Origin of the sequence: Paraburkholderia tagetis, from assembly GCF_022213065.1 — a bacterium.
Taxonomy (GTDB): Bacteria; Pseudomonadota; Gammaproteobacteria; order Burkholderiales; family Burkholderiaceae; genus Paraburkholderia; species Paraburkholderia tagetis.
In genome coordinates, this window is sequence record NZ_JAKLJA010000014.1 from 1,339 (window position 1) to 27,303 (window position 25,965).

Sequence of the window (25,965 nt, forward strand, 5' to 3'; positions counted from 1 at the left end):
TTGTCGCGCAAAAGGAACGCGCGCTTAAGGACGCTGGTGCGTTACTAGACGCCGAGGTCGCGGTCGTGCGGTGGCGTGCTGGCGCTGGAGCCGCAGATCATTGCGTGGTCGCAGGAATTCGCGCGCAAGGAAAACGCGCTGTTCCTCGGGCGCGGGCTGCACTACCCGATCGCACTCGAAGGCGCGCTCAAGCTCAAGGAAATCTCGTATATCCACGCCGAGGCGTATCCGGCGGGTGAACTGAAGCACGGGCCGCTCGCGCTGGTGACGGAAGCCATGCCGGTGGTGACGGTCGCACCGAACGACGCGCTGCTGGAGAAGCTCAAGTCGAACATGCAGGAAGTGCGCGCGCGTGGCGGCCAGCTCTATGTGTTCGCCGACGCGGACACGCATATCGCGAGCGAGGAGGGCATTCACGTGATCCGCATGCCGGAGCACTATGGGCTGCTCTCGCCGATCCTGCATGTGGTGCCGCTGCAGATGCTCGCGTATCACACGGCCTGCACACGCGGCACGGATGTGGACAAGCCGCGTAATCTCGCGAAGTCGGTGACGGTGGAATAAGGGGGGAGTAAGGGTGGAGTAAGCGCCTTCGTTTGAATTAGCGGTCGCTGCGCAGGACATACTATGGTCGCCCGTCACCGACGGTGCCAAAATGGAGCCCGATGTCTTCAGCCAATCCATCATTATCGGCTTCCAGTCTGGAGCGCCATCGGACGACAATGAACGCAGTGTCAGGCGGCAATTCTTTCGAAGTTTCAATATCCGTGGTCGTATTCCGGCCCGATCGGACGTTGCTGGCTCGCACGCTGGCGAGCCTCGCAGCTGCCAGTGATGCGCTTGCGGCGGGTAAAGAGCAGGCGTTCCATCTCTACCTGATCGATAACGGCGGCTTGCCCGATATGGGCGAAAGCCTCGAAACGCTTGAGCGTGCCGGAGTCGGTCACACGTTGATCGAGGGGCATGGCAATGTCGGTTACGGGCGTGGACACAATCTCGCGATTACGCAGCCTCTAGGTCGCTATCACCTGATCCTCAATCCCGATATCGACATGAATCCAGACGCGCTGGCTATGGCGATTGAATTCATGGAGTCGCACCCCGACGCAGGTTTGCTTACTCCTGCCATATTCGACGATAAGGGGGAGATGCAATTCCTCTGTCGCCAATACCCGACCCTGATCGACCTGTTTGTGCGCGGCTTTCTACCCGCATCGACACGGCGCCCGTTCGCGCGCCGGCTCGCGCGTTATGAAATGCGCGCCCAGATCAACGGTAGTGACACGGTTTGGGATCCGCCAATCGTGAGCGGCTGTTTCATGCTGTTCAGATCGGACGTCCTGGAAAAGCTCGAGGGATTCGACCCCCGCTATTTCCTCTACTTCGAGGATTATGATTTGAGCCTGCGGGCTCACGATGTGGCACGCGTTGTCTACGTGCCCGCGGTGCGCGTGCTCCATCACGGCGGCGGCGCTTCGCGAAAGGGCTTCGAGCACATCCGCATGTTCGCGGCATCCGCTTTCAAGTTCTTCAACCGTTTCGGATGGAAGTGGCTTTGAGCAGCATTCTGGTCACAGGCGCCAACGGCTTCGTTGGCCGCTCGGTATGCCGCACATTGATGGCCAACGGCCACGACGTGACGGCGCTTGTACGTCGTCACGGCACGTCCACTGAGGCAGCGCGCGAATGGAATCATGACGGGGCGGACTTCGCAGGCCTCGCCGAGGCATGGCCGCGCGAGCTCGTACCTGACTGCGTCGTGCATCTCGCGGCGCGCGTGCACGTGATGAACGACACGGCGGCCGACCCATTCGCCGCCTTTCGCGCCACTAACGTCGAAGGCGTATTGCGAGTGGCGCGTGCCGCTCGCGAGCGCGGTGCACGGCGTATGGTGTTCGTGAGCAGCGTGAAAGCGGCGGCCGAGTTCGATGGTGGCGTGCCGCTTGCCGAGTCCATGCCGGCGACTCCTGATGATGCGTATGGCCTCTCGAAGCTGCTGGCGGAGGAGACACTCTGGCAATATGGCGAACAGAGCGGTCTCGAAATCGTGATCGTGCGGCCACCGCTCGTATATGGTCCCGAAGTCGGCGCGAATTTCCTGCAGATGATGAACGCGTTATGGCGGCGTCTGCCGCTACCGCTCGGAGCAGTCGACGCGCGGCGCAGCCTCGTCTACGTCGAAAACCTCGCCGATGCGCTCATGCGCTGCGCCGTCGACCCGCGTGCTGCGAACGCCTGTTTCTACGTTCGCGACGATCAGGATCCATCGGTGGCCGGGCTGCTGCGCGCGCTGGGACGCCATCTGGACCGTCCCGCGCGGCTCCTGCCGGTACCGGTATCATTGTTGCGCGCGGCCGGCGCGCTGACGGGGCGTGGCGCGCAAATAGACCGGCTGACCCAAAGCTTGAGAGTCGACGATTCGCGCCTTCGCGAGACGCTCGGCTGGACAGGCCCTTACACATTGGACGAAGGACTGGCCGCGACGGCGCGCTGGTACCGCTCCACCCATTGAACCAACGAAGAGCGCTGAAGCAGATGTTGCAGGCCCCGATGTCGATATCCTTGTGCGCCGCCGTAACCGCAGTCACGTGCGCCGCCTTATGCGCGGCGGTGCTAGGCGTACTGCTGAAGACGGGTCTCGCCTGGCGTCTCGCCACCGATATTCCGAACGAACGTTCCCTTCACGAGCGACCGACACCGCGTGTTGGTGGTTGGGGCATGATGCCCGTGATCGTGCTGGCGATCTTGATTCTGGCCCCATCAATGTGGCTGATCGCCGTTGGCGTTGCTTTTCTGGCCGCGGTTTCGCAGATCGACGACCGTCGTGGCTTGCCCGCGCGCGTGCGTTTTGCGGCGCACTTCGTGGCCGTCATGGCGGTGATCGTTGTCTATCCGGCTCCGGTCCCCTGGTGGTGTCTCGCCGGATTGGTATTTTTGATGCTGTGGCTAGTCAATCTTTACAATTTCATGGATGGTTCGGACGGCCTTGCCGGCGGCATGGCGCTGTTCGGCTTCGGCGCGTACGCGGTCGCGGCGCTGTTTGGGCCGGCGCCGATGCGTGAGTTGAGTTGGGCTTGTGCCGCCGTAGCGGGTGCGGCAGCCGGATTTTTACTTTTTAATTTCCACCCCGCAAAGATTTTTCTCGGCGATGCCGGATCGATCCCCTCGGGCTTTCTGGCCGGCGCGCTGGGCTACTGGGGCTGGCGCGGCGGCGCCTGGCCGGTCTGGTTTCCGGCGCTCGTGTTCGCGCCCTTTATTGGCGATGCATCGGTGACGTTGATCCGGCGGCTCCTGCGCGGCGAAAAATTTTGGCAAGCGCATCGCGAACATTACTATCAACGCATGGTTCGTCTTGGGACCGGGCATGCAGCAACGGCACTGACATGGTATCTGGTCATGTTTGCCGGCATAATACTTGCTCTTTGGGCCTTGGCATTATCAACGGCCCTGCAGTGGGGGATCGTTGCAGGTTGGGCTGTCGTTCTTGTTCTGATGGGCGCGGCAATTGACGTGCGCTGGCGCCATTTTCAGTCTCTCACCAGACAACCCTGAGGTCGAATGCTGATGCTCCGCAATAAAGCCTCCTGGCTCTCATTCAGCGCCTTTTTCTTCGATATCGGCGCGGTGGCCGCTGCATGGCTGACGGCCTATCTGCTGCGCTTCAACGCATCCGTCCCGACTGAGTTCTGGCACGGCGCCATCGAAAATCTGATCTGGGTATTGCCCGTCTACGCCATCATGTTCCGCATTTTCGGGCTGTATCGCGGCATGTGGGTTTTCGCGAGCCTGCCCGATCTGATGCGCATTTCGAAGGCGATCGTCTCGGCTGCGCTCATCGTGATGGTGGCGTCGGTCATGCTGCAGCCGTCGCCAATCATTCCGCGCTCGGTGCTGATCGTCTCGCCGCTGCTGCTCTTTTTCGTCATGGGCGGCGCGCGCGCTCTCTATCGCGCGACCAAAGAGTTTTATCTGTACGGTGGCCTCGTTGCGCAAGGCAAACCTGTGATCGTCGTGGGCGCGGGTGGGGCCGGCGCGAGTCTCGCGCGTGAGTTGTCGCGCTCGGCGGAGTGGCGCCTCGTGGGCCTGCTCGACGACGATCCGGCCAAGAAGGGGCGCGAGATTTACGGTTACAAGGTGCTTGGTCCAATTAGCGACATCGAGCACTGGGCCGCTACGCTGCGCTGCGAGTTTGCCATCATCGCCATTCCTTCCGCGTCGGCTGAGGTGCAGCGCCATGTCGCCTCGCAATGCCTGCGCGCTGGCGTGAATGCGTTGATGCTGCCCGCATTGACAGAACTTACGCCTGGTCAGGGGTTTCTTTCGCAGGTCCGCAACATCGATCTCGAAGACCTGCTTGGCCGCGATGCGGTCAACATCGATACGCCACACGTCGAGGCTCTCTTGAGCGGGCGAGTGGTCATGGTGACAGGGGCGGGCGGCTCGATTGGCTCGGAGTTGTGTCGCCAGATTCTGCGTTTCGCGCCCGCGCAACTCGTCGCGCTCGATCTGTCCGAATACGCGATGTACCGGCTCACGGAGGAAATTCGCGAGCGCTTCCCAGAGCTTTCCGTGATGCCCATCATCGGCGACGCGAAGGACGCGTTGCTGCTCGATCAGGTGATGGCGCGCTACACGCCGTACATCGTGTTCCACGCGGCGGCATACAAGCACGTGCCGCTGATGGAAGAGCTCAACGCGTGGCAGGCGATCCGCAACAACGTGCTGGGCACGTATCGCGTGGCGCGGGCGGCAATCAAGCACCAGGTCCGGCATTTCGTCCTCATTTCGACCGATAAGGCTGTCAATCCGACGAACGTGATGGGCGCGAGCAAGCGTCTGGCGGAGATGGCCTGCCAGGCCATGCAGCAGACGAGCGAGCGTACCCAGTTCGAGACCGTGCGCTTTGGCAATGTGCTGGGCAGCGCGGGCAGTGTGATTCCAAAATTCCAGCAGCAGATCGCGAAGGGCGGGCCGGTGACGGTCACGCATCCGGAGATCACGCGCTTCTTCATGACGATTCCCGAGGCTTCTCAACTCGTGCTACAGGCTTCGAGCATGGGGCACGGTGGCGAGATCTTCATTCTCGACATGGGCAAGCCGGTCAAGATCGTCGATCTTGCTCGCGACTTGATCCGCTTGTATGGCTTCACGGAAGAGCACATCCGCATCGCTTTCACGGGCTTGCGTCCCGGCGAGAAGCTGTATGAAGAGCTACTCGCCGACGATGAAACCACGACACGTACCCCGCATCCGAAGCTTCGTATTGCGCGTGCGCGTGAAGTGCCTGAAAACTTGCTTGATGATTTGCTGCCCTGGTTGATGCAGCACCGAGTGCCCACCGATGATGAAGTGCGCCGGGATTTGCGCCGCTGGGTGCCGGAATATCAGCCGTCTAGCGCGCCTAAGCTGCAGAGCGTAGGTGGGGCGCCGGCGCGAGCGGCCGGCTAAGGCGAATGCGAGGACAGTCTGTCCTCGCGTGCTGAGCGGCGTCTGGCGCCGCCCCTTCTGCCTTACTTGAACCCCCTCGGATTCCTCTCCTGCCAGCGCCAGTGATCGACGCACATGCGCTCGATTCCGAACTGCGCCTTCCACCCAATGAGCTTTTCCGCGTTCACGGGATTCGCATAGCATTCCGCGATATCGCCAGGCCGACGCGCGACGATTTCGTACGGGACAGGACGGCCCGAAGCCTTCTCGAATGCCTTCACGACTTCGATCACGCTGTAGCCCTGGCCGGTGCCGAGATTCACTACAAAGCCCTTCTCGAGCGAAACCAGCGCATCCAGCGCCTTGAGGTGCCCCTGCGCCAGATCGACCACGTGAATATAGTCGCGCACGCCGGTCCCATCCGGCGTCGGATAATCGCCGCCGAACACGCGCAGTTTCTCGAGTTTGCCCACCGCCACCTGCGCGACATAAGGCATGAGGTTGTTCGGCACACCGGCCGGATCTTCGCCGATTAGACCGCTCTCATGCGCGCCCACCGGGTTGAAATAGCGCAGCACCGCAATACGCCACGTTGGGTCCGAGATTTCGACATCGCGCAGGATCTGTTCGGCGATCAGCTTGGACTGACCATACGGGTTCGTTGCCGAAAGCGGGAATGTCTCGTCGATGGGTGAGCGCTCGGGCACGCCATACACGGTTGCGGACGAACTGAACACGAACTGCTTGACGTCGTACTGGCGCATGACGTCGAGCACGACGAGCAGGCCGTCGACGTTGTTGCGGTAGTACTCGATGGGCTTGGCGACCGATTCACCCACGGCCTTGAGCGCCGCGAAGTGGATCACGCCCGTGATCTTATGGGCTTCAAAAATACGCGTGAGGGCTTGTGTGTCGCGCACATCGGCTTCATAGAACGCGACCGGCTTGCCGGTGATCTGCGTGACGCGCGCAAGCGATTCCTGGCGGCTGTTGACGAGATTGTCGACCGCGACTACGTCGTAGCCGTCGTTGAGGAGCTCGACGCAGGTGTGCGAGCCAATGTAGCCCGCGCCGCCCGTAACGAGGATCGTGCCTTTGGAGTTCGTTGCTGCCATTCGATATTCCCGTGTCATCCCTAATTGTTCAAAACGTCAATCCGGTCAACTCCCGGATCAGTTCCCGGTAGCGTTGTACCACAACCCGTTCGTCGAATTCTTTCGCAATTTTTTTCCGGCCCCGCTCGGCCATGGCAGCGCGCGCTGTTGGGGCCATATCGAGCATGCGAGAAAGCGCGTCCGCAAGCGACGCTGCATCGCGTGCCGCGCAAAGCAGTCCGTTCTCGCCATCCGACACCACTTCGCGGCAGCCGGGCACGTCGGTGGCCACGATCGGGCGGCCCATTGCGCTCGCCTCCATCAGCGTGCGCGGCACGCCCTCGCGGTACGACGGCAGGACGACACAGTCCGCATCGGCGATATAGGGACGCACGTCGGCGGTCTCGCCCAGATATTCGATCACGCCTTCGCGCTCCCACGCGGCCACTTCCTCACGCGTAATGGCGCTCGGGTTGTCGGCGCCCACCGGGCCAAGCAGGCGAAACCGCGCATGCGGATAGCGCGCACGCAACTGCCGGGCGGCCTCGACATATTCGCCCACGCCCTTGTCCCACAGCAGCCGGCCGATCAGCACGAACGCGAACTCGTCGCGCTCGGGCAGCGGTGTAAAGGCGAATTCGTCCAGATCGACGCCTTCGCCATGCAGCAGGCGCGCGCGTTCGGGATGCACGAGCAGGTTTTCCTGCCGGAAGGCGGTTTCGTCATCGCGGTTCAGGAACCAGACTTCGCGCGGAAAGCGGAAGGCGAAGCGGTAGAGGCGCTTGGCGACCTGTGCCGCGCGGCTCTTCTGGATAAATACGTAACCGAGACCGGTTGTGACCGCAACCGATTGCACGCGCGCCAGCCAAGCCGCGACCGAGCCGTAGATATTCGGCTTGATCGTGTAATGGAACACGACGTCGGGCTTGAGCGCGCGATAGTGCTTGAAGAGGGCGAGCAGCGTGCGCAGGTCGTCGAGCGGATTCGTGCCCTTCGAGGCAACCGGCAGATCGACGCAATTGCAGCCCATCGCTTCAAGCGGCTCGAACGTGCGGTCGCGCGGCGCGATCACCGTGACTTGCGCGCCCGCTGCGTTGAGTGCGCGCAGGAAGCCCTGACGGTAGGTATAGATCGCCCACGCGGTGTTGCAGACGAGGGCGACGTGCAACGAGAGCCGGTGGGGCGGGGCTTCACGCGGGACAAGCGAGGTTGGAGCAGCGGGGGAATTCACGAAGGCCTGGTCGCTGATGAGCGTCGATAGGTGGAGAAAGCGGGGGCGTCGGTGCTGCGTGCTGCGCCGACGGGGCTATATTTTAGCCGAGCCTGGATGCGTTTCGCCGTAGCCCCATGACCCCATAACGACCCCATAGCGCCTTCCCTCGGCCAATGCGGCCGATCCGGCAGATTGGCCGCTACCCTGCGCATTTGCTCCTCCTCGGCTACACTGCCGGCCGCGCGGACCGCCGTCGCGCGCCATTTTTTCGCTGAATCCCAGCCATGCTCCGTTCCCTAGCCGCCTTACTGATCTTCCAGTGCCTCGGCGAGAGCGTTTCCTACGTTCTCTCGCTGCCCGTTCCCGGTCCCGTGATCGGCATGCTGTTGCTGTTCGCGTTCGCGATGTTCCGGCCCGCTGCGGCCGAGGCAATCGAGCCCACCGCGCTCGAGTTGCTGCGCCATCTCTCGCTGCTCTTCATTCCCGCGGGCGTGGGCATCATGGTTTCCGCGCAGGCCGTGCGCGGCGAGGCGCTCGCCGTGATCGCGAGCCTCGTCGTGAGCACGACGCTCGGCATCGCGGTCACTGCGCTCGTCACGCGCGCATTGCTGCGGCGTCAGCGTGGCCGCGAGAACGCCGGGGAGGGCGCATGATGAATTCGCACCTGCCGTTGGCGAAGCTCGATGCCATCTGGGTCTATCTTGCCGCTTCGCCGCTGCTCGGCCTCACGGTCACCCTGGTCGCGTATCTGATTGCGCTGAGCATCTACGCCCGCGCGAAGCACAATCCGCTCGCCAACCCCGTGTTGATCGCGGTGGCGATCGTCGTTGCCGCGTTGAAGATCACCAACACGCCGTATCACACTTATTTCGAGGGCGCGCAGTTCGTCCACTTCTTGCTCGGGCCAGCGACGGTCGCGCTTGCGTTGCCGCTGTACCGGCAGTGGGACAAGCTCAAGCGCGGTGCGCTGCCGCTCTTGGGTGGGCTCGTGGCCGGCTCGCTCACGGCGATCGTTTCGGCGGTCGGCATTGCCAGGCTTTTTGGCGCCTCGCATCAAACGCTGGCCTCGCTTGCGCCGAAGTCGGTCACGACGCCCATCGCCATGGCCGTCGCCGAGAAGGTGGGCGGGATTCCCTCGCTCACTGCCGTGCTCGTGATTTCGACGGGTGTGTTCGGCGCCGTGAGCGCGCGCTGGATTCTCGATATCGTGCGCGTGCGTGAGACGGAGGTACGCGGTTTTGCGATTGGCGTGGCGTCGCACGGCATTGGCACTGCGCGGGCGTTTCAGGTGAGCGAGGAGATGGGCGCGTTCTCGGGTCTCGGCATGGGCCTGAATGGTGTGTTCACGGCGTTCGTCGTGCCGGTGTTGCTGCCCGTGCTTCTACGGTGGTTATAGAGCGGCACGAAACAAGGCCATAAGACTTTGCTGGTTCGGTTATAGGATTTTGTTAATTTCGCGAAGCTCTACGTCGTGTCATTCTCGCTCTACACCACCGAACTGAAAGGAGACGAGCATGCCGAGCGCCGAGCGAGAAGCATTTGCACGCGATGGAGTGACCGTTTTGCGGGGCGTGTTCACTGATTGGGTGGACGTTTTACGCGACGGCGTGGACTTCAACGAAAAGCACCCTGGACCCGATTTTCGCGACTACACCAAGGGCACGTCGTCAGGGCGGTTCTTTGGAGACTATTGCAACTGGCAGCGTATCGAGCCATTTCGCCGGTTCGTCGAGGAAAGCCCGGCGGCAAGCATCGCAAGAGCGTTGATGGCGTCAAAGCGTGCGCGAATCTTTCACGAGCACGTTCTCGTCAAGGAGGCGGGCGCGGACAAGATCACGCCCTGGCATCACGACGAACCCTACTATTGCGTGAGCGCCGAGCAGTCGGTGAGCATGTGGGTGCCGCTCGATCCCGTGCCGCGCGAAACCACGCTCGAATTCGTCGCCGGCTCGCATCGTTGGGGAAAGCTCTTTCGGCCGAGGAAATTCACGGGTGTCGCATACGACCGTAATACAGACGGACTGGAAGAAATGCCGGACATCGACGCTCATCGTAGCAATTACGAAATTCTTGGCTGGGATCTGGAGCCCGGTGACGCAGTGGCTTTTAACTATCTCACGGTGCACGGTGCGCCGGGAAATCGGTCGGGGTCCGTTTCCCGACGCGTGGTGTCGTTTCGCTGGCTCGGCGACAATGCCGTGTATGTCGACAGAGGCGGCGAGACTTCGCCGCCGTACCGCCATCTGGCCGATCGACTCGCTCCGGGCGATCCGCTGCCGGAAGAGGAATTTCCGTTCGTCGTCTGATCGTGTTCAGCGTGAAAGTGACGGAAGGCCTATTCGGAATCAGTCACAGATCCGATGAGCTATGTAGCTATAAAAGTCGCGTAGCGTGCCTTCCAGATTCTCAGTTGAAAGTGGCCCGGGTGAATAGAAGGTCGAGCCGAGTCCCTTCTGCAGCGTCTCCAGCTTTGCGCGATCTTCGGCATTGAACGCGTTGGCGAACGCAACGTATCGTTCGATGCTGTCCTTACCCGGGCTGCGCTCGTGTCCGGCGATACCCCACCTCAACGCGACCTGATCGGTTGCCACTGGCCTCAGACAAAGATAGATCGTCTGATGAGGCATATACGTGACGACGAGGTTGGGAAATACACTGAAAAGAAAACTGGATCGCCGTTCGATCTGCGTGAGTTTTTCGTGAAACGGCGTGCGCTGAGGCGAGTCGAGCGTGTAATGCGCGCGATAGGCCGAGAAGTGACCGTTTCCGGGCACGTATTCGCACAGTTCGGTTGGCGTCACCGGCCTCAAGGTTCGCGGATGGGTGGCGTTCAGGTGATAGCCCTCCATGAAGTTCTCCGCCAGGCATTTCCAGTTCGTGTTCCAAACTTCCTCCTGGAAGTGGTAAAGCTCGCGATCCTCGTGGTGATAGTTGCGGATATGGGCCTCGAGAGGACGAAGCACATCGCCGAGCGGCGGTGCGTTACCGTCGATGTTCGCGAAGATGAAGTTCTGCCAGATCGTTGAATGGATTTTTGGCAGCGCGCATCGCGCGGCATCGAGATCCTTGCAATCTTGCATCAGCGGAGCGCGTTTGAGCTTGCCGTTGAGCTCATAGCTCCACGCGTGATATGCGCACGCGTGCACCCGGGCATTGCCGCGGCCGAGCGCAACCAGGTTGCCGCGATGCCGGCACACGTTCGCGAGCACATGAATTTCGCCCTGCGCGTCGAGCTGAACCAGCAGGGGTTCTCCGACTATTTCAGTCGTGTAGTAGTCGCCTGCATCAGGAATTTCGCCGACGTGGCCGACGCAAACCCAGGTCTGTCGAAAGACGCGTTGTCGTTCGAGTTCAGCGAAGTGAGCAGAGGTATAGAACGCTCCTGGCATGCCGTGAGTGGCCCGATCGGGCGAGCACGACAACGTCGACAGTCTGTCCAGCAGAGCCCGGTCGCCCGGCGCAAGCATATCGGTAGGTAGAACTGCTGGCGCATTCATCACTATTCAATCTCCTGACCCGGCCGAGCGCCGATAACTCATAAAATAAACGGGTTAAAACATCGAGGAAACCATTGTTTTTCAATGCGCTCCCCAGCTTTTCGCTATGCAGGATTGCCTCAGAAAAAAGGTGAATACGTGGGGCAACCGAAATAGTTCGGCCACCGTTATCATTCATGGTTTGAGCACATACACAGCGAGCGCGTATGTCACCTCCATTCACGTTGCGCCAACTGAAGTACTTCGTTGCCACGGTGGACTACGGGAGCGTCGCGGAGGCCTCACGAAAGCTCTTTATCGCGCAGCCGGCGATATCGGTTGCCATCAAGAGTCTCGAAGAGGGTTTCGGCACACAGCTCATCATCCGGCATCATGCGCAGGGTATTTCACTGACTCCGGCCGGCACGAGATTCTATGAGCGCGCAAAAGCGCTGCTTCAGTCGGTGCACGAGTTCGAGCAAAACGCGCTTGCTGATGGAGACGTTTCATCCGGCCGAGTCGATATCGGGTGTTTCGAGACATTCGCGCCGCTGTATCTTCCGAGTTTGATTCGCGGCTTCAATACGCTTTATCCCGGCATTGAAATCAAGGTACGGGATGGAGATCAGGATGAGCTTCTGCAAGGGCTCGAGAAAGGTCGATTCGATCTTGTCGTGGTGTACGACCTGGGACTCGACGAGACGCTCTCTACTCACCAATTGACGTCGGGGCAACCGCCGTATGTCTTGTTGCCAGCGACACATCGGCTTGGTGGTGCCGATAAGGTCAGTCTCTTCGACCTGTGTGACGAGCCATTGATTCTGCTCGATGTCGCACCGAGCAGAGACTATTTTGTCGGCCTGTTTGAACCTTATGGACTGAGCCCGAAAGTAGGGTTCAGTTCACCCTCGCTGGAACTGGTTCGCGGTATGGTGGGGCAGGGATTCGGATATTCCCTTCTGGTCACGCGGCCGCACGCGCCGACGACCTATGACGGGCACGAAGTCGTTGCGGTCGAGATCGCGGAGTCAGTTGCCTGTTCGGGCCTCGTGGCTGCGTGGCTGAAGCGGAATCAACTGACCGTGCCCGCTCGATTGTTCCTCGAGTACACCGAGACTCGATTCCGCTCGATGTCCCATTCCTGAGTCTGTTCGCCCGTCTTCCGCCGAATCAGATCAGCGCCTGACTCGCGGCTGCGGCGCGGCTCCGCAGCCAGTTGATGCTCATGAATAACACCACAGCGAACACAATCAGCATGGTCGCCACGGCCAGAATCGATGGATCGATGGAGTCCCTGATGCCGCTCCACATCTGTCGTGGAACGGTCTTCTGATTGGGGCCGCCGATAAACAGAATAACGATCACTTCATCGAACGAAGTTGCAAAGGCGAAGACGCTTCCCGTCGCTACGGCGGGCGTGATCATCGGCAGCGTCACGCGCCTGAACGCGACCCATGGCGGTGCGCCCAGCCCGGACGCTGCGCGCAGCAGGCTCTGATCGAAAGACAGCAGCGACGCCGTCACCGTGATGACGACAAACGGCGTGCCGAGCGCGGCGTGCGCAAGAATGACACCGGGGTACGAATTCACGAGCCCAAGCGGAGCGAACACAAGATAGAAGCCGGCCGCGACCACGACAATTGGCACGATCATCGGCGAGATGATGATCGGCATGACGATCGAGCGCAGTGGAAACTGCGTGCGCGAGAGGCCGAGCGCTGCCAGCGTCCCGAGACAGGTTGCAATCAGCGTGGACGCAGCGCCTATCCCGACACTGTTCAAAAGCGCAAGTTGCCAGTCCGGGCTCGTGAGCGCCTGTTCATACCAGCGCAGCGAGAATCCTTGCAGCGGATATGAAAAGTACGAGCCGGAGTTGAACGAAAGCGGAATGAGCGCGAGAATCGGCGCGACCAGAAAGAACAGAACGAGCGCGCAATGCACGCGTGCCCAGCGGAAAGCGACGCGCTCCGTTAGTACCGTATTGCGTTTGTCTTGCATGGTCGTTCCTGTGTCTCAACCAAACCGCAAACGGTCGATGCCGACGATGCGGTTGAAGATGAAATAGAAAATCGCCGTAAAGATCACGAGATAGGCCGATAGCGCGCCCGCGAGTCCCCAGTTGAGCTGTGTGTTCGTCTGGTTCGCGATGAGCTGGCTGATCATCTCGTCGCCCGCGCCGCCGAGCAGGGCAGGCGTGATGTAGTAGCCGAGGGCCAGCACGAACACCAGGAAGCAGCCTGCTCCAACGCCTGGCAAAGTTTGGGGAATATAGACGCGCACGAAAGCCGTGAATGGGTGAGCGCCCAGCGACTTCGCGGCGCGCAGATACACGGGCGAAACGCCTTTCATCACCGAGAAAATCGCGAGAATCATGTATGGCAGCAGCACGTGCGTCATGCCGATCAACACGCCAGTGCGATTGAAAACGAGCGGTACGGGATGCGTCACGATGCCGAGACTCATCAGCACGCTGTTGACGATACCGCCCGGTTGCAGGAGCACGTACCACGCCGTCGTTCGCACCAGCAGCGAGGTCCAGAACGGCACGATGACAAACAGCATCAGTCGGCTGCTGCTTTTCTCGGGCAGATTCGCGAGCAGCCACGCAACGGGATAACCGAGCAGCAAGCAAAGCAAGGTGACGGTGACGCTGATCGAGATCGTGCGCAAGAACGCCTCGCGATAGACCGTGGCGTTCGCGGGCAGGGAGACGATCGAGCCTTGCGGCGTCACCTTCGCGTCCACGGCGTTCAACAGATAGTCGGGCGTCGGCGACGTAGCGGCACGCTTGAGCAAGCGCCATGTCTCAGGCGAGTTCCACCGTTCATCGATTTCGATCAGCGCCGGTTTCCACGCGGGAGGCGCATCGTGACGAACGCCACGTGCCGTTTTCAACAACAGGCTGCGGAATTCCGGTTGCGCGAAGTTCATGCGCCTTGCGACGGCGCCGAGTTCTCCGCTTTGCTGTGCATCCTTGATTCCGGATGCGAGCAGGGCGAACGTATGTTCATCGGGCACGCCATGGCCATCCCAGGCATCGAGTGTGCGGGAAAGCGCGGGCATGCTGTCGGGCACTTCGCTGTTCTGCACGCTGCGCGCGAGCAAAAGCGCAATGGGCGCAATGAACGTCGACAGCAGGAATACGATCAGCGGAAGCGCCAGCATCAGCGCTCGAATCGAAGCACGGCGTTGCGCCTTTTGATAAGACGCGCGGCCGACGGCTCTCGTCGGAGAGCCCGTGGCCGGAGAACTGGCCGTCATGGGCTTATGGGTAGTCGCGGTCACAGCGGGCTCTCTTTCGATGGGAGTATTACTGCGGAGTGTTACTGCGTCAGCCAAACCTGGAAGCGCTTGTTGATCTCGTCGGCGTTATCGGCCCAGAAGGTCGAATTGATCTGGATCGCGCGCTTGAAGTTATCCGGCGCGGTCGGCAGATCGGCGAGCCGTTGTTTGTCGACGAGTGCGATCGCGTCCTTGCGCGGCGGCGCGTACGCGATGTACTTCGAAAGGTCGGCATAGGCTTTCGGCTGCGATGCGAAAGCGATGAACTTCGCCGCCTCGTCGGCGTGCTTTGCGCCTGCCGGAATGCCCCACCATTCATAGTCGTAGACTTGCGCATCCCAGACGATCTTGAAGGGCTTCTGGTCTTTCTTCGCGGCATCGTCGATTCGGCCGTTGTACGCCTGCGTCATCACGACGGCGCCATCGGCGAGCAGTTGAGGCGCCTGCGCGCCGGACTCCCACCACACGATGTTCTTCTTGATCGTGTCGAGCTTCTTGAATGCGCGATCAACGCCCGCTGGCGTTCCGAGAACCTTGTAGACGTCTTTCGGATCTACGCCATCGGCAATGAGCGCCCATTCCATCGAACCTTTCGGCGACTTGCGCAAGCCCCGCTTGCCGGGAAACTTCTTCAAGTCGAAGAAGTCGCTGATGGTTTGCGGCGGTGTCTTGAGCTTGCTCGCATCGTAGGCGTAGACCGTGGACCACACCATGCTCGCCACCGCGCAGTCGCTGATGGACCCCGGAATGAAGTCGCTCGTATTGCCGAGGCTCTTCTTGTCGAACTTCTTGAGGAGCCCTTCATCGCAGGCCGTGATCGCGTCATTGCTCTCGAGATCGATGAGATCCCAAGTTGTGTTCTTCGCCTGCTCCATCGCCGAAAGCTTTGCGAGGCCACCGTCATACGATTCCAGCGAAAAATTGACGCCAGTGGATTGCGTGAACGGACCGAAATAGGCCTTCTTCGCCGCCGCCTCATAGGCGCCGCCGAAGGTGACGACATTGAGCGTCTGCGCAGCCTGCGCCGAAACAGTAGCGAAGGCGACTACAGCGAGTGCGGCGCATTGTGCTTTGATGTGAGTGCGCATATCAGTTGGCTCCTGCGGGTGCGGTCGAGATGATGGAAGGTGAGGGCGATGCTGGGGGAGGCACTGCGGGGGCGCTGCGAGGTACGCTCGAAGCGAGAATCTTGCAGTCGTCGTGGCGCCAGGCCACCTCGATGGTGTCGCCGGCCGCAGGCAAGCTGTGGCGTTGCGTGTTGGGGACCTTCACAACGAGCGCGTCGCGCGAGCCGAGCGTCAAATGCACTCGATGATGATCGCCGCAATACACGAGTTCCTGCACCCTGGCGCGCACGACGTTGCTCTGCGTATGGGCTTGCGTGTCGGCCTGCATGTAGGCCTGTGCATTGGCCTGTGCATTGGCCTGTGTTCGCTCGGCGCCATGAATATGCGCGCGCTCGGGCCGCAAGGCGAGCATCGCCTCGTTTCCTTCGCTCAGGTCTTGCTCGCAGCGGCCACGAATGATGCTGCCATCGGCGAGCATCAAGGTCGCCCAGTTGTCCTTCACCGTCACGACGCGCCCGCGCAGGCCGTTGTTCTCGCCCACGAAGTTCGCGACGAAGGCGTTGCGCGCGTTTTCATAAAGCTCGGTGGGCGTCGCGGCCTGCTGAATGCGTCCATCGGAAAAGACGGCGACCCGATCCGACATGGTCAGCGCCTCCGCCTGATCGTGCGTCACGTAAACGATGGTGAGCGACAGTTCGCGATGCAGTCGCATGATTTCGTACTGCATGGTTTCGCGCAGCCGCTTGTCGAGCGCGCCGAGCGGCTCGTCCATCAAAACGACGCTGGGTTCGAAGACGAGTGCGCGCGCCAGCGCCACGCGCTGCTGTTGTCCGCCCGAGAGTTGCGCTGGACGCCGGTTTGCCAGATGCGGCAACTCGATCATCTCCAGCGCACGCTTCACGCGCACTTTCTGGTCCGCGCGGCTCACACGTCGCACGGATAAGGGAAAGGCGACGTTCTCGGCAATCGTGAGATGCGGAAAGAGCGCGTAGTTTTGAAACACCATGCCGATGTCACGCTGATGCGGAGGCTTGTCGTCGAGACGCTTTCCGTCGAGGCGTATTTCGCCTTGCGTGGGCGACTCGAAGCCCGCAAGCATCATGAGCGTGGTCGTTTTGCCCGAACCCGACGGGCCAAGCAGCGACAGAAACTCGCCCTTTCGCACATCAAGGTTCAAATCGTCGACGACGTAATTCGCGCCGTCGTACGACTTGCTCACACCTGAGAACGAAATGAAGGATGGGTTAGACATCGTGATAGCGTCCTGTCGGGGGGCTTCGATTAACGCGCAGTGAGCTTCGACGCGAGATAACGGGCGAAGTCAAAGTTCGGGCGTTCGAGGTGGCTCAGGTGGCCGGGCTTCGCAAGCGGGGCATGCACACCGCGAAACACGGCTTCCACGCCGCGCTTGTCCTCCGCATTCACTTCGTCGAGCAATGTCTTGAGCGTCGCCATGTGCGCATTGGCTTCGGGGTCGGCGATAAATTCGGGCGCAAGACCGCCACCGAAGCGGATATGCACGCGGCCGACGCCTTGCGGCTGCAACACCAGATACCAGAAGTAACCCGGCGTCAGCGTGATGAGATGCGTCGGATAGATTGCGAGCAACGCGGTGGTCTTGCGCCAGTGTCCGGTCAGGCGGTTATTGTCGGGATGGGCATTCCCGATGGGAAGCGATGCTTCCTTCGTGATCCAGTGATAGTTGAACGCGGGATAACCCGGCGGGCACTCCATCTCTTCGAGTCTGGAATGCGGCCCGACCGTGGCGCGATGCAACATCGGCAGGTGATAGCTTTCCATGAAGTTCTCGGCGAGGATTTTCCAGTTGGTATCCCAGACGTGTTCTTCATAGAAAGTCTCGACGTAGTCCGTCATGCCGTATGCGCCAATCAACTCCCCCAGTTGCGCGAGTTGCTGATTAACGGGCTGTGCATGCTGATCGAGCGTCACGTAGATCCAGCCTTGCCATTCTTCGCAGCGGATCGCCGGCAACTGGTAGCTCTCCTTGCAGAAGCCCGCTTGCTGGTCCATCAAAGGCGCGCCCTTCAATGCGCCGTCGAGTCCATAATTCCACGCGTGATACGGGCAGACGATCCGTCTTATGTTTCCTCGGCCTTCGAGCAGAACGGACATGCGATGCAGGCACACATTCGACATTGCGCGCAGCGCCATCTTCTCGTCGCGCACCACAACGATCGGTTGAGTCGCGATGTTCGCGCTCAGATAATCGCCGGGCGCCTTCAGCGCGCTCGCACGCCCCACGCATTGCCATTCCTTCGCAAAGATCGCGCGCTCTTCGAGCGCCAGGAACTCGGGCGATGTGTACACGCCAGGCGGCATCGAGCGCGCATCGCTGAATGGTCGCTCGCAGCCGGTCACAAGCGCGTCGACCAAAGCATGGGTTGCCGTTTGCACGGTGGGGTTTTCCATGAGGCGCTCCTGATGTCGAGTGCGTTCGCGCTACGGGAAGGTTTGCGCTTTAATCGCCTCGCCTGACAGTTAATCTACCAAGCCAAATTACCAGTCAAAATATTGTTTTCGGATACTAAAGAAAGGATTTGGCTATGCAGCCCGCGAAGAACGCCCGCGCCGTTGCGATGGACGGTTACGTATCGAGCTTCAGGCGGCGTATATAGCTTTCGCTAAAGGCTGAGAATCGGGACACCACCTGCCGCGCCTTCATCGTTTTCGATTGGGCGATCCCGAGCGTTGTCGCGTTGACGTTGTCCCTGAAGCGCTTGATCACGAACTCGCTGCCGTCGACGGTTCGCGTCGAACTCAGCGGGAAGTTCAGGATGCTGTAGCCAAGCCCGTTGGCGACCATCCCCCGCACCACTTCGGGCTGGGACGAACGAAAAGCCGGCACAGGCCGGCTGCCGACGGCATCGAAGAGCGCGGCGAAATAGTCCCGGCTGTGCGGCAGATCCAGCATCACATAGGGTTCGTCGATCAAATCCTGCAACGACACTTTGCGCGCGCGAGCGAGCCGATGCGTGGCGGGCAGGATCGCGTAAGGCGGCAAGGGGAGCAGCGGGGTAAACGCGATGTCTTCGGTCAGGTCGAGACTATAGGTGAGCACGAGGTCGAGCGAACCGTCGTGCAGGCCTTTTATTAGCTCGTCCTGATGCGCCTCGACGGTGCGAAAGCTGATGCCGCTATGCTCGCTCGTAAAACGGCTGATGAGCCCCGGCATTAGCGGCGGCGCCAGAGAAACGAGGCAGCCGAGCGCAATCGAACCCGTCATGCCGCCGTCCATTTCGGTGGCGGTCGTCTGCAGTTCTTCCGCAATCTTCAGGAGATTGCGTGCCTGGCCGAGAAGATCGCGCCCCGCCTGAGTAAGCGACAGGCCGCTCGCGTGATGCCGGATGAACAGTTGCACGCCGAACGAGATCTCGAGATCGGCGAGAGCGGTCGAGATGGACGGCTGCGAAATATGCAGCCGCTTCGCAGCGGCGGTGAAAGACAAGATTTCGGCAGTCACCACGAAGTACCGCAACTGGCGCAGTGAGTAACGCAACGGCTGACTTTCCATATGCTCCGCTCCGGAATGACGTCCTCAGATGGATCGCATTGTGAAGTGATCAAAATTCACTGCATAGGTGAATCCGATGCTCTGCATTTTTTTAATATATTTTTCGGATTCTGCAAGCGGGCGTAGATTCCTATCCGAAAGATCACGCAGGGTGTCTGGAGGCCGCGCGAGGCCGACGCAAGCACACCGAACATTGCTTCTTCGAAGGACTCAGCCATGACAGTCGAAATAAAGGCAACGGACACGCTCGTTGTGGGCGCAGGGCAAGCTGGCATCGCCATGAGCGAACACCTGGGCAAGCTCGGCGTCCCGCATATCGTGCTCGAGCGCGATCGCATTGCCGAGCGCTGGCGAACCGGGCGATGGGACTCGCTCGTGGCCAATGGACCTGCCTGGCACGACCGTTTTCCTAACCTCGAATTCGCCGATTTCGATCCCGACGGCTTTCCGGGCAAGGAGCAGATCGCAGACTATTTTGTTGCCTACGCGAAGAAGTTCGACGCGCCGATTCGCACCGGCGTCGAAGTGAAGAAGGTCGTGCGCAATGTCGGGCGGCCCGGCTTTACCGTCGAGACATCGGATGGAACGATCGAAGCGCAGCGCGTCGTTGTCGCGACCGGGCCGTTTCAGCGGCCCGTGATTCCGCCGATTGCGCCAGGCCCGGATCGAATCACGCAGATTCATTCCGCCGACTATCGCAATCCGCAGCAATTGCCCGAAGGCGGCGTGCTGGTGGTCGGCGCGGGGTCGTCGGGCGTGCAGATCGCCGATGAATTGCAGCGTTCGGGCCGGCGCGTTTATTTGTCGGTCGGCGCGCACGATCGTCCGCCGCGCGGGTATCGCGGACGCGACTTCTGCTGGTGGCTCGGCGTGCTCGGCGAATGGGACGCGGAAGTCATGAAGCCAGGCCGCGAGCACGTGACGATCGCGGTGAGCGGCGCGCGCGGCGGGCATACGGTCGACTTCAGGCGTCTCGCGTATCAGGGCATCACGCTCGTCGGCCTGACGAAATCGTTCAACGATACGACCGTCACGTTCGAAGCCGATCTCGCCGATAACATCCGTCGCGGCGATGAAAACTATCTGTCACTGCTAGATGCGGCCGATGCCTATGCACGCCGCAATGGCCTGGACCTTCCTGAGGAACCCGAAGCGCGCATCATCGGCTCCGATCCGGAATGCATGACGCATCCGCTTTCCGAACTCGATCTGGTGAAGGCCGGCGTGACGTCGATTATCTGGGCCACGGGTTATGCCGTCGACTTCAACTGGCTGAAAGTCGATACGTTCGACGAGAAGGGCAAGCCGAAACACCAGCGCGGCGTCGCGAAGGAGCCAGGCATCTATTTCCTCGGCCTGCCGTGGCTTTCGCGCCGTGGCTCCGCGTTTATCTGGGGTGTGTGGCACGACGCGAAACACATTGCCGATCACATCGTCACGCAGCGCAAATACCTCACCCATTACGATACGCCGCAACGGCACGTGGAAGACAAGCGCGTCGAAAGCGTCGAGAGCGCGCCTGACGAATCGCGCGTGGGCAAGGTCAGCGAGTTGGGCGTGAACTGATTTCAAACCTATCCAGTATCAAGGTGCATCGATGAGTCAACCTACGCATACCCGTATCCGCATGTTCAACACCAAGGATACGTACCCCAATCAATCGCTCGACAACGATCTTTGCCAGGCCGTGCGTGCCGGCAATACCGTCTATGTGCGCGGCCAGATCGGCACGGACTTCGACGGCAACCTCGTTGGTCTCGGCGATCCGCGCGCGCAGGCCGAGCAGGCAATGAAGAACGTGAAGCAGTTGCTCGAAGAGGCGGGCAGCGATCTCTCGCATGTCGTCAAGACGACGACCTATCTCACCGACGTGCGCTTTCGCGAGCCCGTGTATCGCGAAGTCGGCAAATGGCTCAAGGGCGTGTTTCCCATTTCCACCGGTCTTACCGTCGTGGCGCTGGGGCAGCCGGAATGGCTGATGGAAATCGACGTGATCGCCGTCATTCCCGATGGATGGGGGCAGCCGCAGGACTGAAAGACGTTAAAGGGGTGTTAAAGGAGGGGACATGACTTTTTCTATCGTCGGGCGTTGTGAGCGGACCGGGCAGCTTGGTATCGCGATCAGTTCATCGAGCATCGCGGTGGGCGCGCGGTGTCCGTGGGTACGCGCGGGCGTCGGCGTGGTCGCGACGCAGAACGTCACGCTGCCCGCACTCGGTCCGCGGGTCCTCGACCATATGGAGAGCGCGAAGCTCGATCCAGCCGCAGCGCTGGATCGCGCGTTGAGCGAGAGCGAATGGAACGAGTACCGACAGGTGACGGTGGTCGATGCACAAGGGCGCACCGCGTTTTTCAGCGGCAAGCAAGCGCTCGGCACGTATCACGCGGTCGCGGGCAAGCAATGCGTCGCGGCGGGCAATATGCTCTCGGGTGTTTACGTGATCGAGGCGATGATTCCCGCATTCGAGAGCGCGTCGGGTCATCTTGCGGACCGACTGCTTGCGGCGATGCATGCGGCGATCTCGGCGGGCGGCGAAGCGGGGCCCGTGCATTCGGCCGCGCTGAAAATCGCCGGGGAACAGAGCTGGCCGCTCGTCGATCTGCGCGTCGATTGGGCCGACGATGATCCCATCGGCAAGCTCGATGGTCTCTGGCAGGCGTACCAGCCGCAGATGCAGGACTACGTGACTCGTGCATTGAACCCAACCGCCGCGCCAAGCTACGGAGTCCCTGGCGATGAGTGAAATGACGAGCCGCGATCTGCTTGAGCAGTTGATCGGCTTTGCGACGGTCAGCCGCGATTCGAATCTGAAGCTGATCGAGTTCGTTCGCGATTACCTTGCACAACTACACATCGAGTGCGAGCTGTTCTACAACGCGGAGCGCACGAAGGCGAACTTGTTCGCGACCATCGGGCCGAGTGACCGAGGCGGCATCGTGCTGTCGGGGCATACCGATGTCGTGCCGGTCGACGGTCAAGCGTGGAGTGTCGATCCGTTCAGCCTGAGCGAGCAAGACGGGCGGCTCTACGGACGTGGGACGGCTGATATGAAAGGCTATCTCGCGTCGGCTTTAGCCGCGGTGCCGTTGTTCCTCGAAAGTGAATTGAAGATTCCGGTGCATCTCGCGTTCTCATACGATGAGGAAGTCGGATGCCTGGGCGTGAGGCCGATGCTCGCGGAGCTAGAAAAGCGGCCGCACAAGCCGTTGTTGTGTTTGATCGGCGAGCCTACCGAACTGAAGCCTGTGCTCGGCCACAAAGGCAAGCTCGCGATGCGCTGCCAGGTGAAGGGCGCGGCTTGCCATTCCGCGTATGCGCCATACGGCGTCAACGCCATTCAGCACGCGGCGCGTCTGATCAATCGCCTGGAAGAGATCGGCGCGCGCCTGGCGCGGCCCGAGCATCATGACGAGCGGTTCGACCCACCGTATTCGACCGTACAGACAGGCGTCATCAAAGGTGGTCGCGCACTCAACATCGTACCGGCGGAGTGCGAATTCGATTTTGAAGTGCGCGCGCTTCCGGGCTTCGATGCGAACGCGGTTGCCGACGACTTGCAGACGTATGCGCAAACGGAACTGCTACCGAAGATGCGTGCCGTGAAATCCGATACCGAGATCCGTTTTGAACTGCTGTCCGCCTATCCGGGGCTCGCGACACCGCCCGATAGCGAAGCCGCGCGCATTCTGTCGATGCTCAGCGGCTCTCAGGCGTTTGGTACGGTCGCGTACGGATCCGAGGGCGGGCTGTTCAACTACGCGGGTATTCCCTCCGTCGTGTGCGGCCCGGGCAGCATGGATCAAGGCCACAAACCCGACGAATATGTGACGGTCGAACAACTTCACGGCTGCGATTCGATGATGGAGCGCGTCGCACGGTACGCCGTTGGCGCCGGTTGAGTCATCGCGGCAGGCACATAATGCATCGCCCGGCGTGTTGCTCACGCTCCGCGCGTGAACGAAGCACGCTTCAGCAGGAGTGGCTGCTGTCCGACGCGAAAGCTTGAAAATGTTGCATGGACATCGGAGTGGCTACCGGTGTTAACCCTCTCGCTCCTGCCTTTCGACAACGAACCGGACTGCGTCACCGAGTCTTGTCCAACCATCGATCGCCACATCGGTGGTTGCTTCGCGCCGCGCGCAAACGATTCCGGCCATCGCCCAGTGAATCGTCCCGTCAGGTTTTCTGCCGTCGATCAACAGGTCTAAAAACGCCGAAGTCTACCGATCTGCCGATCCCTGCGCTTTTACGCGCGCTCGGCCTCGGTCAAATGTTGCCGCCCGCACATTCCGCCATGCCGTCATTCGAACGGCCGATCCCATCCGTAACGCGCTGGACGCCCAATTGCGACGTTTCTGCCAAGGCGATCGTTGGCTTGGCAACCTGTCCGCTATCGGCACGATTGACTTCCTGAGACCGGTCTGCCCAGCGGTCGTCCGTCGGGTTCTTTATTTCAGACTTCCTCCCGCTTTCAATCGCTCAGTGAGGTAGCGAACGGTTCCTTCTTCGTGTCCCGGATACCTTGGCGACACAAGGGGGGCGGCAAGCGCTGAGCAATCGGCGGTGCTGCTCGAGGTAGCGTCGAAAGTTGACGTCGACAATTTATTAATTAGGAATTCAAAATGAAAAGGAAGAGCCGGGGAGGTAGGGAGCGGGCGTCATTGAAAATTCTGGCGATGCTGGCGGTTAGTCTGCAAGCGGGAACGGGGATGGCGAGCCCGTCCACTGCGGAGAACGCGCCGGATGTCCTCGCAGATAGCGTAGGTCCGTCATTCCGACAAGGCGGCATCGATTGGCCTATAGGCGCAACTGATGCTCTCGCTGCGACCGGCCCGCAGATGCCAGGAGGCGCACGCGCCACGGGGGCAGGCGTCGGTTCGGCAGCCAGCCCGGGATCGGGTGCGAGCGATGGCGACGGGTCCGGTGGGGCCGGCATGGCTGGCGTTGCGACGGACGGCGGCACGGGCGCCAGCACCGGAAATCCGGGTATTGCCGGTGGGACGGGGATCGCTGGCAGTGTCGGAGCCAACGTGGGGGCCGCGACCGCAGGAGCTGCAAACGGTGGCGCAGGTGACGCTGGAACGACGGGTACTGGGGTGGGAGGTACCACTGTGGGCAGTTCAAGTAGCGGGGGCGCGGGTGCAGGAAGCACAGGCGGCACTGGTACTGGAAGCACGGGAAGTCAAGCTAGCGGCGGCCAGCAGGGTGCCGGTGGTCAGGGCGCGGGAGCACAGACTGGCAGCGGCCAGGGTAGCGGTGCGCAAGGTACTGGCAGTCAAGGTAGCGGTGGTCAGGGCAGCGGAGGCCAGGGCGGCGGAGGCCAGGGCGGCGGTGGTCAGGGCGGCGGCGGTCACGGTAACGGAGGCCAGGGCAACGGAGGCCAAGGCAGCGGAGGCCAAGGCAGCGGAGGCCAAGGCAGCGGCGGTCACGGTAACGGCGGCCAGGGCAGCGGAGGCCAAGGCAGCGGCGGCCAGGGCAACGGAGGCCAGGGCAACGGAGGCCAGGGCAGCGGCGGTCACGGTAACGGCGGCCAGGGCAACGGAGGCCAAGGTAACGGAGGCCAAGGTAACGGTGGCCAAGGCAGCGGCGGTCACGGTAACGGCGGCCAGGGCGGTGGAGGCCAAGGCAGCGGAGGCCAGGGCAGCGGCGGCCAGGGCGGCGGAGGCCAAGGCAGCGGAGGCCAGGGCAGCGGCGGTCACGGTAACGGCGGCCAGGGCAACGGAGGCCAGGGCAACGGAGGCCAGGGCAGCGGAGGCCAGGGCAGCGGAGGCCAAGGCAGCGGCGGCCAGGGCAACGGCGGTCACGGTAACGGCGGCCAGGGCAGCGGAGGCCAAGGCAACGGCGGTCACGGTAACGGCGGCCAGGGCAGCGGAGGCCAAGGCAGCGGCGGTCACGGTAACGGCGGCCAGGGCAGCGGAGGCCAAGGCAGCGGCGGCCAGGGCAACGGAGGCCAGGGCAGCGGAGGCCAAGGCAACGGAGGCCAAGGCAACGGAGGCCAGGGTAACGGTGGTCAGGGTAACGGTGGTCAGGGTAACGGTGGTCAGGGTAACGGTGGGCAAGGCAACGGTGGGCAAGGTAGCGGCGGCCACGGTTCGCACTAGTAAATCAATCGACTGCTGATGCCTGGAAAGCCCTTGCAGTGAACAGCCGCACCTCGCGGCTGCTTCCTCCAGAAATCCTCCCCCCCTTCATGGGGCGGAGGATTTCAACCGGCACAAGCGCATTCTCTCCTCGTGAAAACGAGGCTGACGGAACGGCGGAAAATTCAGACAGTCACCGGTACGCGCGACGCATATCGCGCCATAAAACGCGACTCCCACTAGTCCTCGAAGTCGGTGCCACGTGGCCTGTGCAGCATGACCTTGTTCGCCACCGTGCGTGCCCAGCTCGATCTGGTTCAGGTTGAGGCAGTGGACCTGACGCAACGGGCCGATCCTGGCCGAATCTTGCTTACTGATTGCCGGGCCACGAGGAACATCATGAAATCCACGTTCGATACGACGTTCTATGCGTTTGCGCACGGACCCACTACGCGCGGACGTGGAAACATTGCACATCCACGCGCAATGCGGAATTGATCACAATTTTGGGTCACTCGATGATGTACAGCGACGCGAAGAAAGCGGCAGCAGAAGCAAAGCGACGCAATGCAACCCTCATCATGGTGCGCTCATGATGAGTGCATTCACTTTCTGGCTGTCGAGTGTGATGGCAGGTGCTGGACTAGGCACGTCCAGTCTGTTCGGCGATCTGTTCGTCTGGTCGTCCGTTCTGCTGCTGCTTGTGTCGATCGCACTCGATAACGAATAGCTCGCGACCTCCAACCTGGTTATCGTCAGCCACAACGAGCAGCTATTTGGCGATCTCGTCGCG

General features: G+C 61.3%; 23 protein-coding genes and 1 pseudogene. 15 read left to right on the forward strand and 9 right to left on the reverse strand.

What is annotated here, in order from left to right:
* Positions 1 to 75: 75 nt before the first annotated feature.
* The 5 genes and pseudogenes from L5014_RS17905 to L5014_RS17925 all read left to right on the forward strand — a co-directional run.
* A pseudogene (locus tag L5014_RS17905) lies at positions 76 to 564 on the forward strand (SIS domain-containing protein); the annotation flags it as partial.
* Positions 565 to 722: 158 nt separating this feature from the next.
* The gene (locus L5014_RS17910) at positions 723 to 1,559 is read left to right on the forward strand and encodes a glycosyltransferase family 2 protein (RefSeq protein WP_238465210.1); all 837 of its coding nucleotides are present in this window, start codon (positions 723 to 725) and stop codon (positions 1,557 to 1,559) included.
* On the forward strand, positions 1,556 to 2,512 hold the full coding sequence (locus tag L5014_RS17915) for an NAD-dependent epimerase/dehydratase family protein (protein WP_238465081.1): 957 nt from the start codon (positions 1,556 to 1,558) through the stop codon (positions 2,510 to 2,512). The genes L5014_RS17910 and L5014_RS17915 overlap by 4 nt, the downstream gene beginning before the upstream one ends.
* A gap of 38 nt (positions 2,513 to 2,550) precedes the next feature.
* A complete protein-coding gene (locus L5014_RS17920; protein ID WP_238465211.1) occupies positions 2,551 to 3,552 on the forward strand; it encodes an MraY family glycosyltransferase in 1,002 nt (333 codons plus the stop codon).
* 12 nt (positions 3,553 to 3,564) lie between these two features.
* Entirely contained in the window at positions 3,565 to 5,448 is a 1,884-nt protein-coding gene (locus L5014_RS17925; RefSeq protein ID WP_238465082.1) for a polysaccharide biosynthesis protein, read from the forward strand.
* 62 nt (positions 5,449 to 5,510) lie between these two features.
* On the opposite strand, the gene galE is transcribed toward L5014_RS17925, so the two are convergent.
* Positions 5,511 to 6,542 (reverse strand): UDP-glucose 4-epimerase GalE, encoded by a 1,032-nt coding sequence (galE, locus tag L5014_RS17930; protein ID WP_238465083.1) that lies wholly within the window; start codon positions 6,540 to 6,542, stop codon positions 5,511 to 5,513.
* Positions 6,543 to 6,570: 28 nt separating this feature from the next.
* The gene (locus L5014_RS17935; protein ID WP_274389417.1) at positions 6,571 to 7,689 is read right to left on the reverse strand and encodes a glycosyltransferase family 4 protein; all 1,119 of its coding nucleotides are present in this window, start codon (positions 7,687 to 7,689) and stop codon (positions 6,571 to 6,573) included.
* 329 nt (positions 7,690 to 8,018) lie between these two features.
* On the opposite strand from L5014_RS17935, the gene L5014_RS17940 reads away from it, so the two are divergent.
* From L5014_RS17940 to L5014_RS17950, 3 genes are all read left to right on the forward strand, one after another.
* A complete protein-coding gene (locus L5014_RS17940; RefSeq protein ID WP_238465085.1) occupies positions 8,019 to 8,387 on the forward strand; it encodes a CidA/LrgA family protein in 369 nt (122 codons plus the stop codon).
* Entirely contained in the window at positions 8,387 to 9,130 is a 744-nt protein-coding gene (locus L5014_RS17945) for an LrgB family protein (RefSeq protein ID WP_238465212.1), read from the forward strand. The genes L5014_RS17940 and L5014_RS17945 overlap by 1 nt, the downstream gene beginning before the upstream one ends.
* A gap of 118 nt (positions 9,131 to 9,248) precedes the next feature.
* Positions 9,249 to 10,040 (forward strand): phytanoyl-CoA dioxygenase family protein, encoded by a 792-nt coding sequence (locus L5014_RS17950; RefSeq protein WP_238465086.1) that lies wholly within the window; start codon positions 9,249 to 9,251, stop codon positions 10,038 to 10,040.
* Positions 10,041 to 10,079: 39 nt separating this feature from the next.
* On the opposite strand, the gene L5014_RS17955 is transcribed toward L5014_RS17950, so the two are convergent.
* On the reverse strand, positions 10,080 to 11,231 hold the full coding sequence (locus L5014_RS17955) for an aromatic ring-hydroxylating oxygenase subunit alpha (protein WP_238465087.1): 1,152 nt from the start codon (positions 11,229 to 11,231) through the stop codon (positions 10,080 to 10,082).
* A 206-nt stretch (positions 11,232 to 11,437) separates the two neighbouring features.
* Between L5014_RS17955 and L5014_RS17960 the strand changes: the two genes are divergently transcribed.
* Positions 11,438 to 12,355 carry a LysR family transcriptional regulator gene (locus L5014_RS17960; protein ID WP_238465088.1) on the forward strand — a complete coding sequence of 306 codons (918 nt, stop codon included), beginning with the start codon at positions 11,438 to 11,440 and terminating at the stop codon, positions 12,353 to 12,355.
* A gap of 25 nt (positions 12,356 to 12,380) precedes the next feature.
* On the opposite strand, the gene L5014_RS17965 is transcribed toward L5014_RS17960, so the two are convergent.
* The 6 genes from L5014_RS17965 to L5014_RS17990 form a co-directional block, all read right to left on the reverse strand.
* On the reverse strand, positions 12,381 to 13,208 hold the full coding sequence (locus tag L5014_RS17965; protein WP_238465089.1) for an ABC transporter permease: 828 nt from the start codon (positions 13,206 to 13,208) through the stop codon (positions 12,381 to 12,383).
* A 15-nt stretch (positions 13,209 to 13,223) separates the two neighbouring features.
* The gene (locus L5014_RS17970; RefSeq protein WP_238465090.1) at positions 13,224 to 14,471 is read right to left on the reverse strand and encodes an ABC transporter permease; all 1,248 of its coding nucleotides are present in this window, start codon (positions 14,469 to 14,471) and stop codon (positions 13,224 to 13,226) included.
* A 62-nt stretch (positions 14,472 to 14,533) separates the two neighbouring features.
* Positions 14,534 to 15,580: a polyamine ABC transporter substrate-binding protein gene (locus L5014_RS17975; protein ID WP_238465091.1), complete on the reverse strand. Its 1,047-nt coding sequence runs from the start codon at positions 15,578 to 15,580 to the stop codon at positions 14,534 to 14,536.
* Between the two features lies 1 nt (position 15,581).
* Positions 15,582 to 16,811: an ABC transporter ATP-binding protein gene (locus tag L5014_RS17980; protein WP_238465092.1), complete on the reverse strand. Its 1,230-nt coding sequence runs from the start codon at positions 16,809 to 16,811 to the stop codon at positions 15,582 to 15,584.
* Positions 16,812 to 16,840: 29 nt separating this feature from the next.
* Complete coding sequence (locus tag L5014_RS17985) at positions 16,841 to 17,989, reverse strand: SRPBCC family protein (protein WP_238465093.1); 1,149 nt, start codon at positions 17,987 to 17,989, stop codon at positions 16,841 to 16,843.
* A 175-nt stretch (positions 17,990 to 18,164) separates the two neighbouring features.
* Entirely contained in the window at positions 18,165 to 19,091 is a 927-nt protein-coding gene (locus L5014_RS17990) for a LysR family transcriptional regulator (RefSeq protein ID WP_238465094.1), read from the reverse strand.
* Between the two features lie 216 nt (positions 19,092 to 19,307).
* Between L5014_RS17990 and L5014_RS17995 the strand changes: the two genes are divergently transcribed.
* The 6 genes from L5014_RS17995 to L5014_RS18020 all read left to right on the forward strand — a co-directional run bounded on the left by L5014_RS17995 (position 19,308) and on the right by L5014_RS18020 (position 25,902).
* Positions 19,308 to 20,657 carry a flavin-containing monooxygenase gene (locus tag L5014_RS17995; RefSeq protein ID WP_238465095.1) on the forward strand — a complete coding sequence of 450 codons (1,350 nt, stop codon included), beginning with the start codon at positions 19,308 to 19,310 and terminating at the stop codon, positions 20,655 to 20,657.
* Positions 20,658 to 20,688: 31 nt separating this feature from the next.
* Positions 20,689 to 21,126: a RidA family protein gene (locus L5014_RS18000; protein ID WP_238465096.1), complete on the forward strand. Its 438-nt coding sequence runs from the start codon at positions 20,689 to 20,691 to the stop codon at positions 21,124 to 21,126.
* Between the two features lie 31 nt (positions 21,127 to 21,157).
* Positions 21,158 to 21,835: a DUF1028 domain-containing protein gene (locus tag L5014_RS18005; protein WP_238465097.1), complete on the forward strand. Its 678-nt coding sequence runs from the start codon at positions 21,158 to 21,160 to the stop codon at positions 21,833 to 21,835.
* A complete protein-coding gene (gene argE / locus L5014_RS18010; RefSeq protein ID WP_238465098.1) occupies positions 21,828 to 22,991 on the forward strand; it encodes an acetylornithine deacetylase in 1,164 nt (387 codons plus the stop codon). Before L5014_RS18005 ends, argE begins: the two co-directional genes overlap by 8 nt.
* Positions 22,992 to 24,153: 1,162 nt before the next feature.
* Positions 24,154 to 25,212: a hypothetical protein gene (locus L5014_RS38635; protein ID WP_274389413.1), complete on the forward strand. Its 1,059-nt coding sequence runs from the start codon at positions 24,154 to 24,156 to the stop codon at positions 25,210 to 25,212.
* A 552-nt stretch (positions 25,213 to 25,764) separates the two neighbouring features.
* Positions 25,765 to 25,902 (forward strand): hypothetical protein, encoded by a 138-nt coding sequence (locus tag L5014_RS18020; RefSeq protein ID WP_238465099.1) that lies wholly within the window; start codon positions 25,765 to 25,767, stop codon positions 25,900 to 25,902.
* The last annotated feature ends 63 nt before the right edge of the window (positions 25,903 to 25,965 follow it).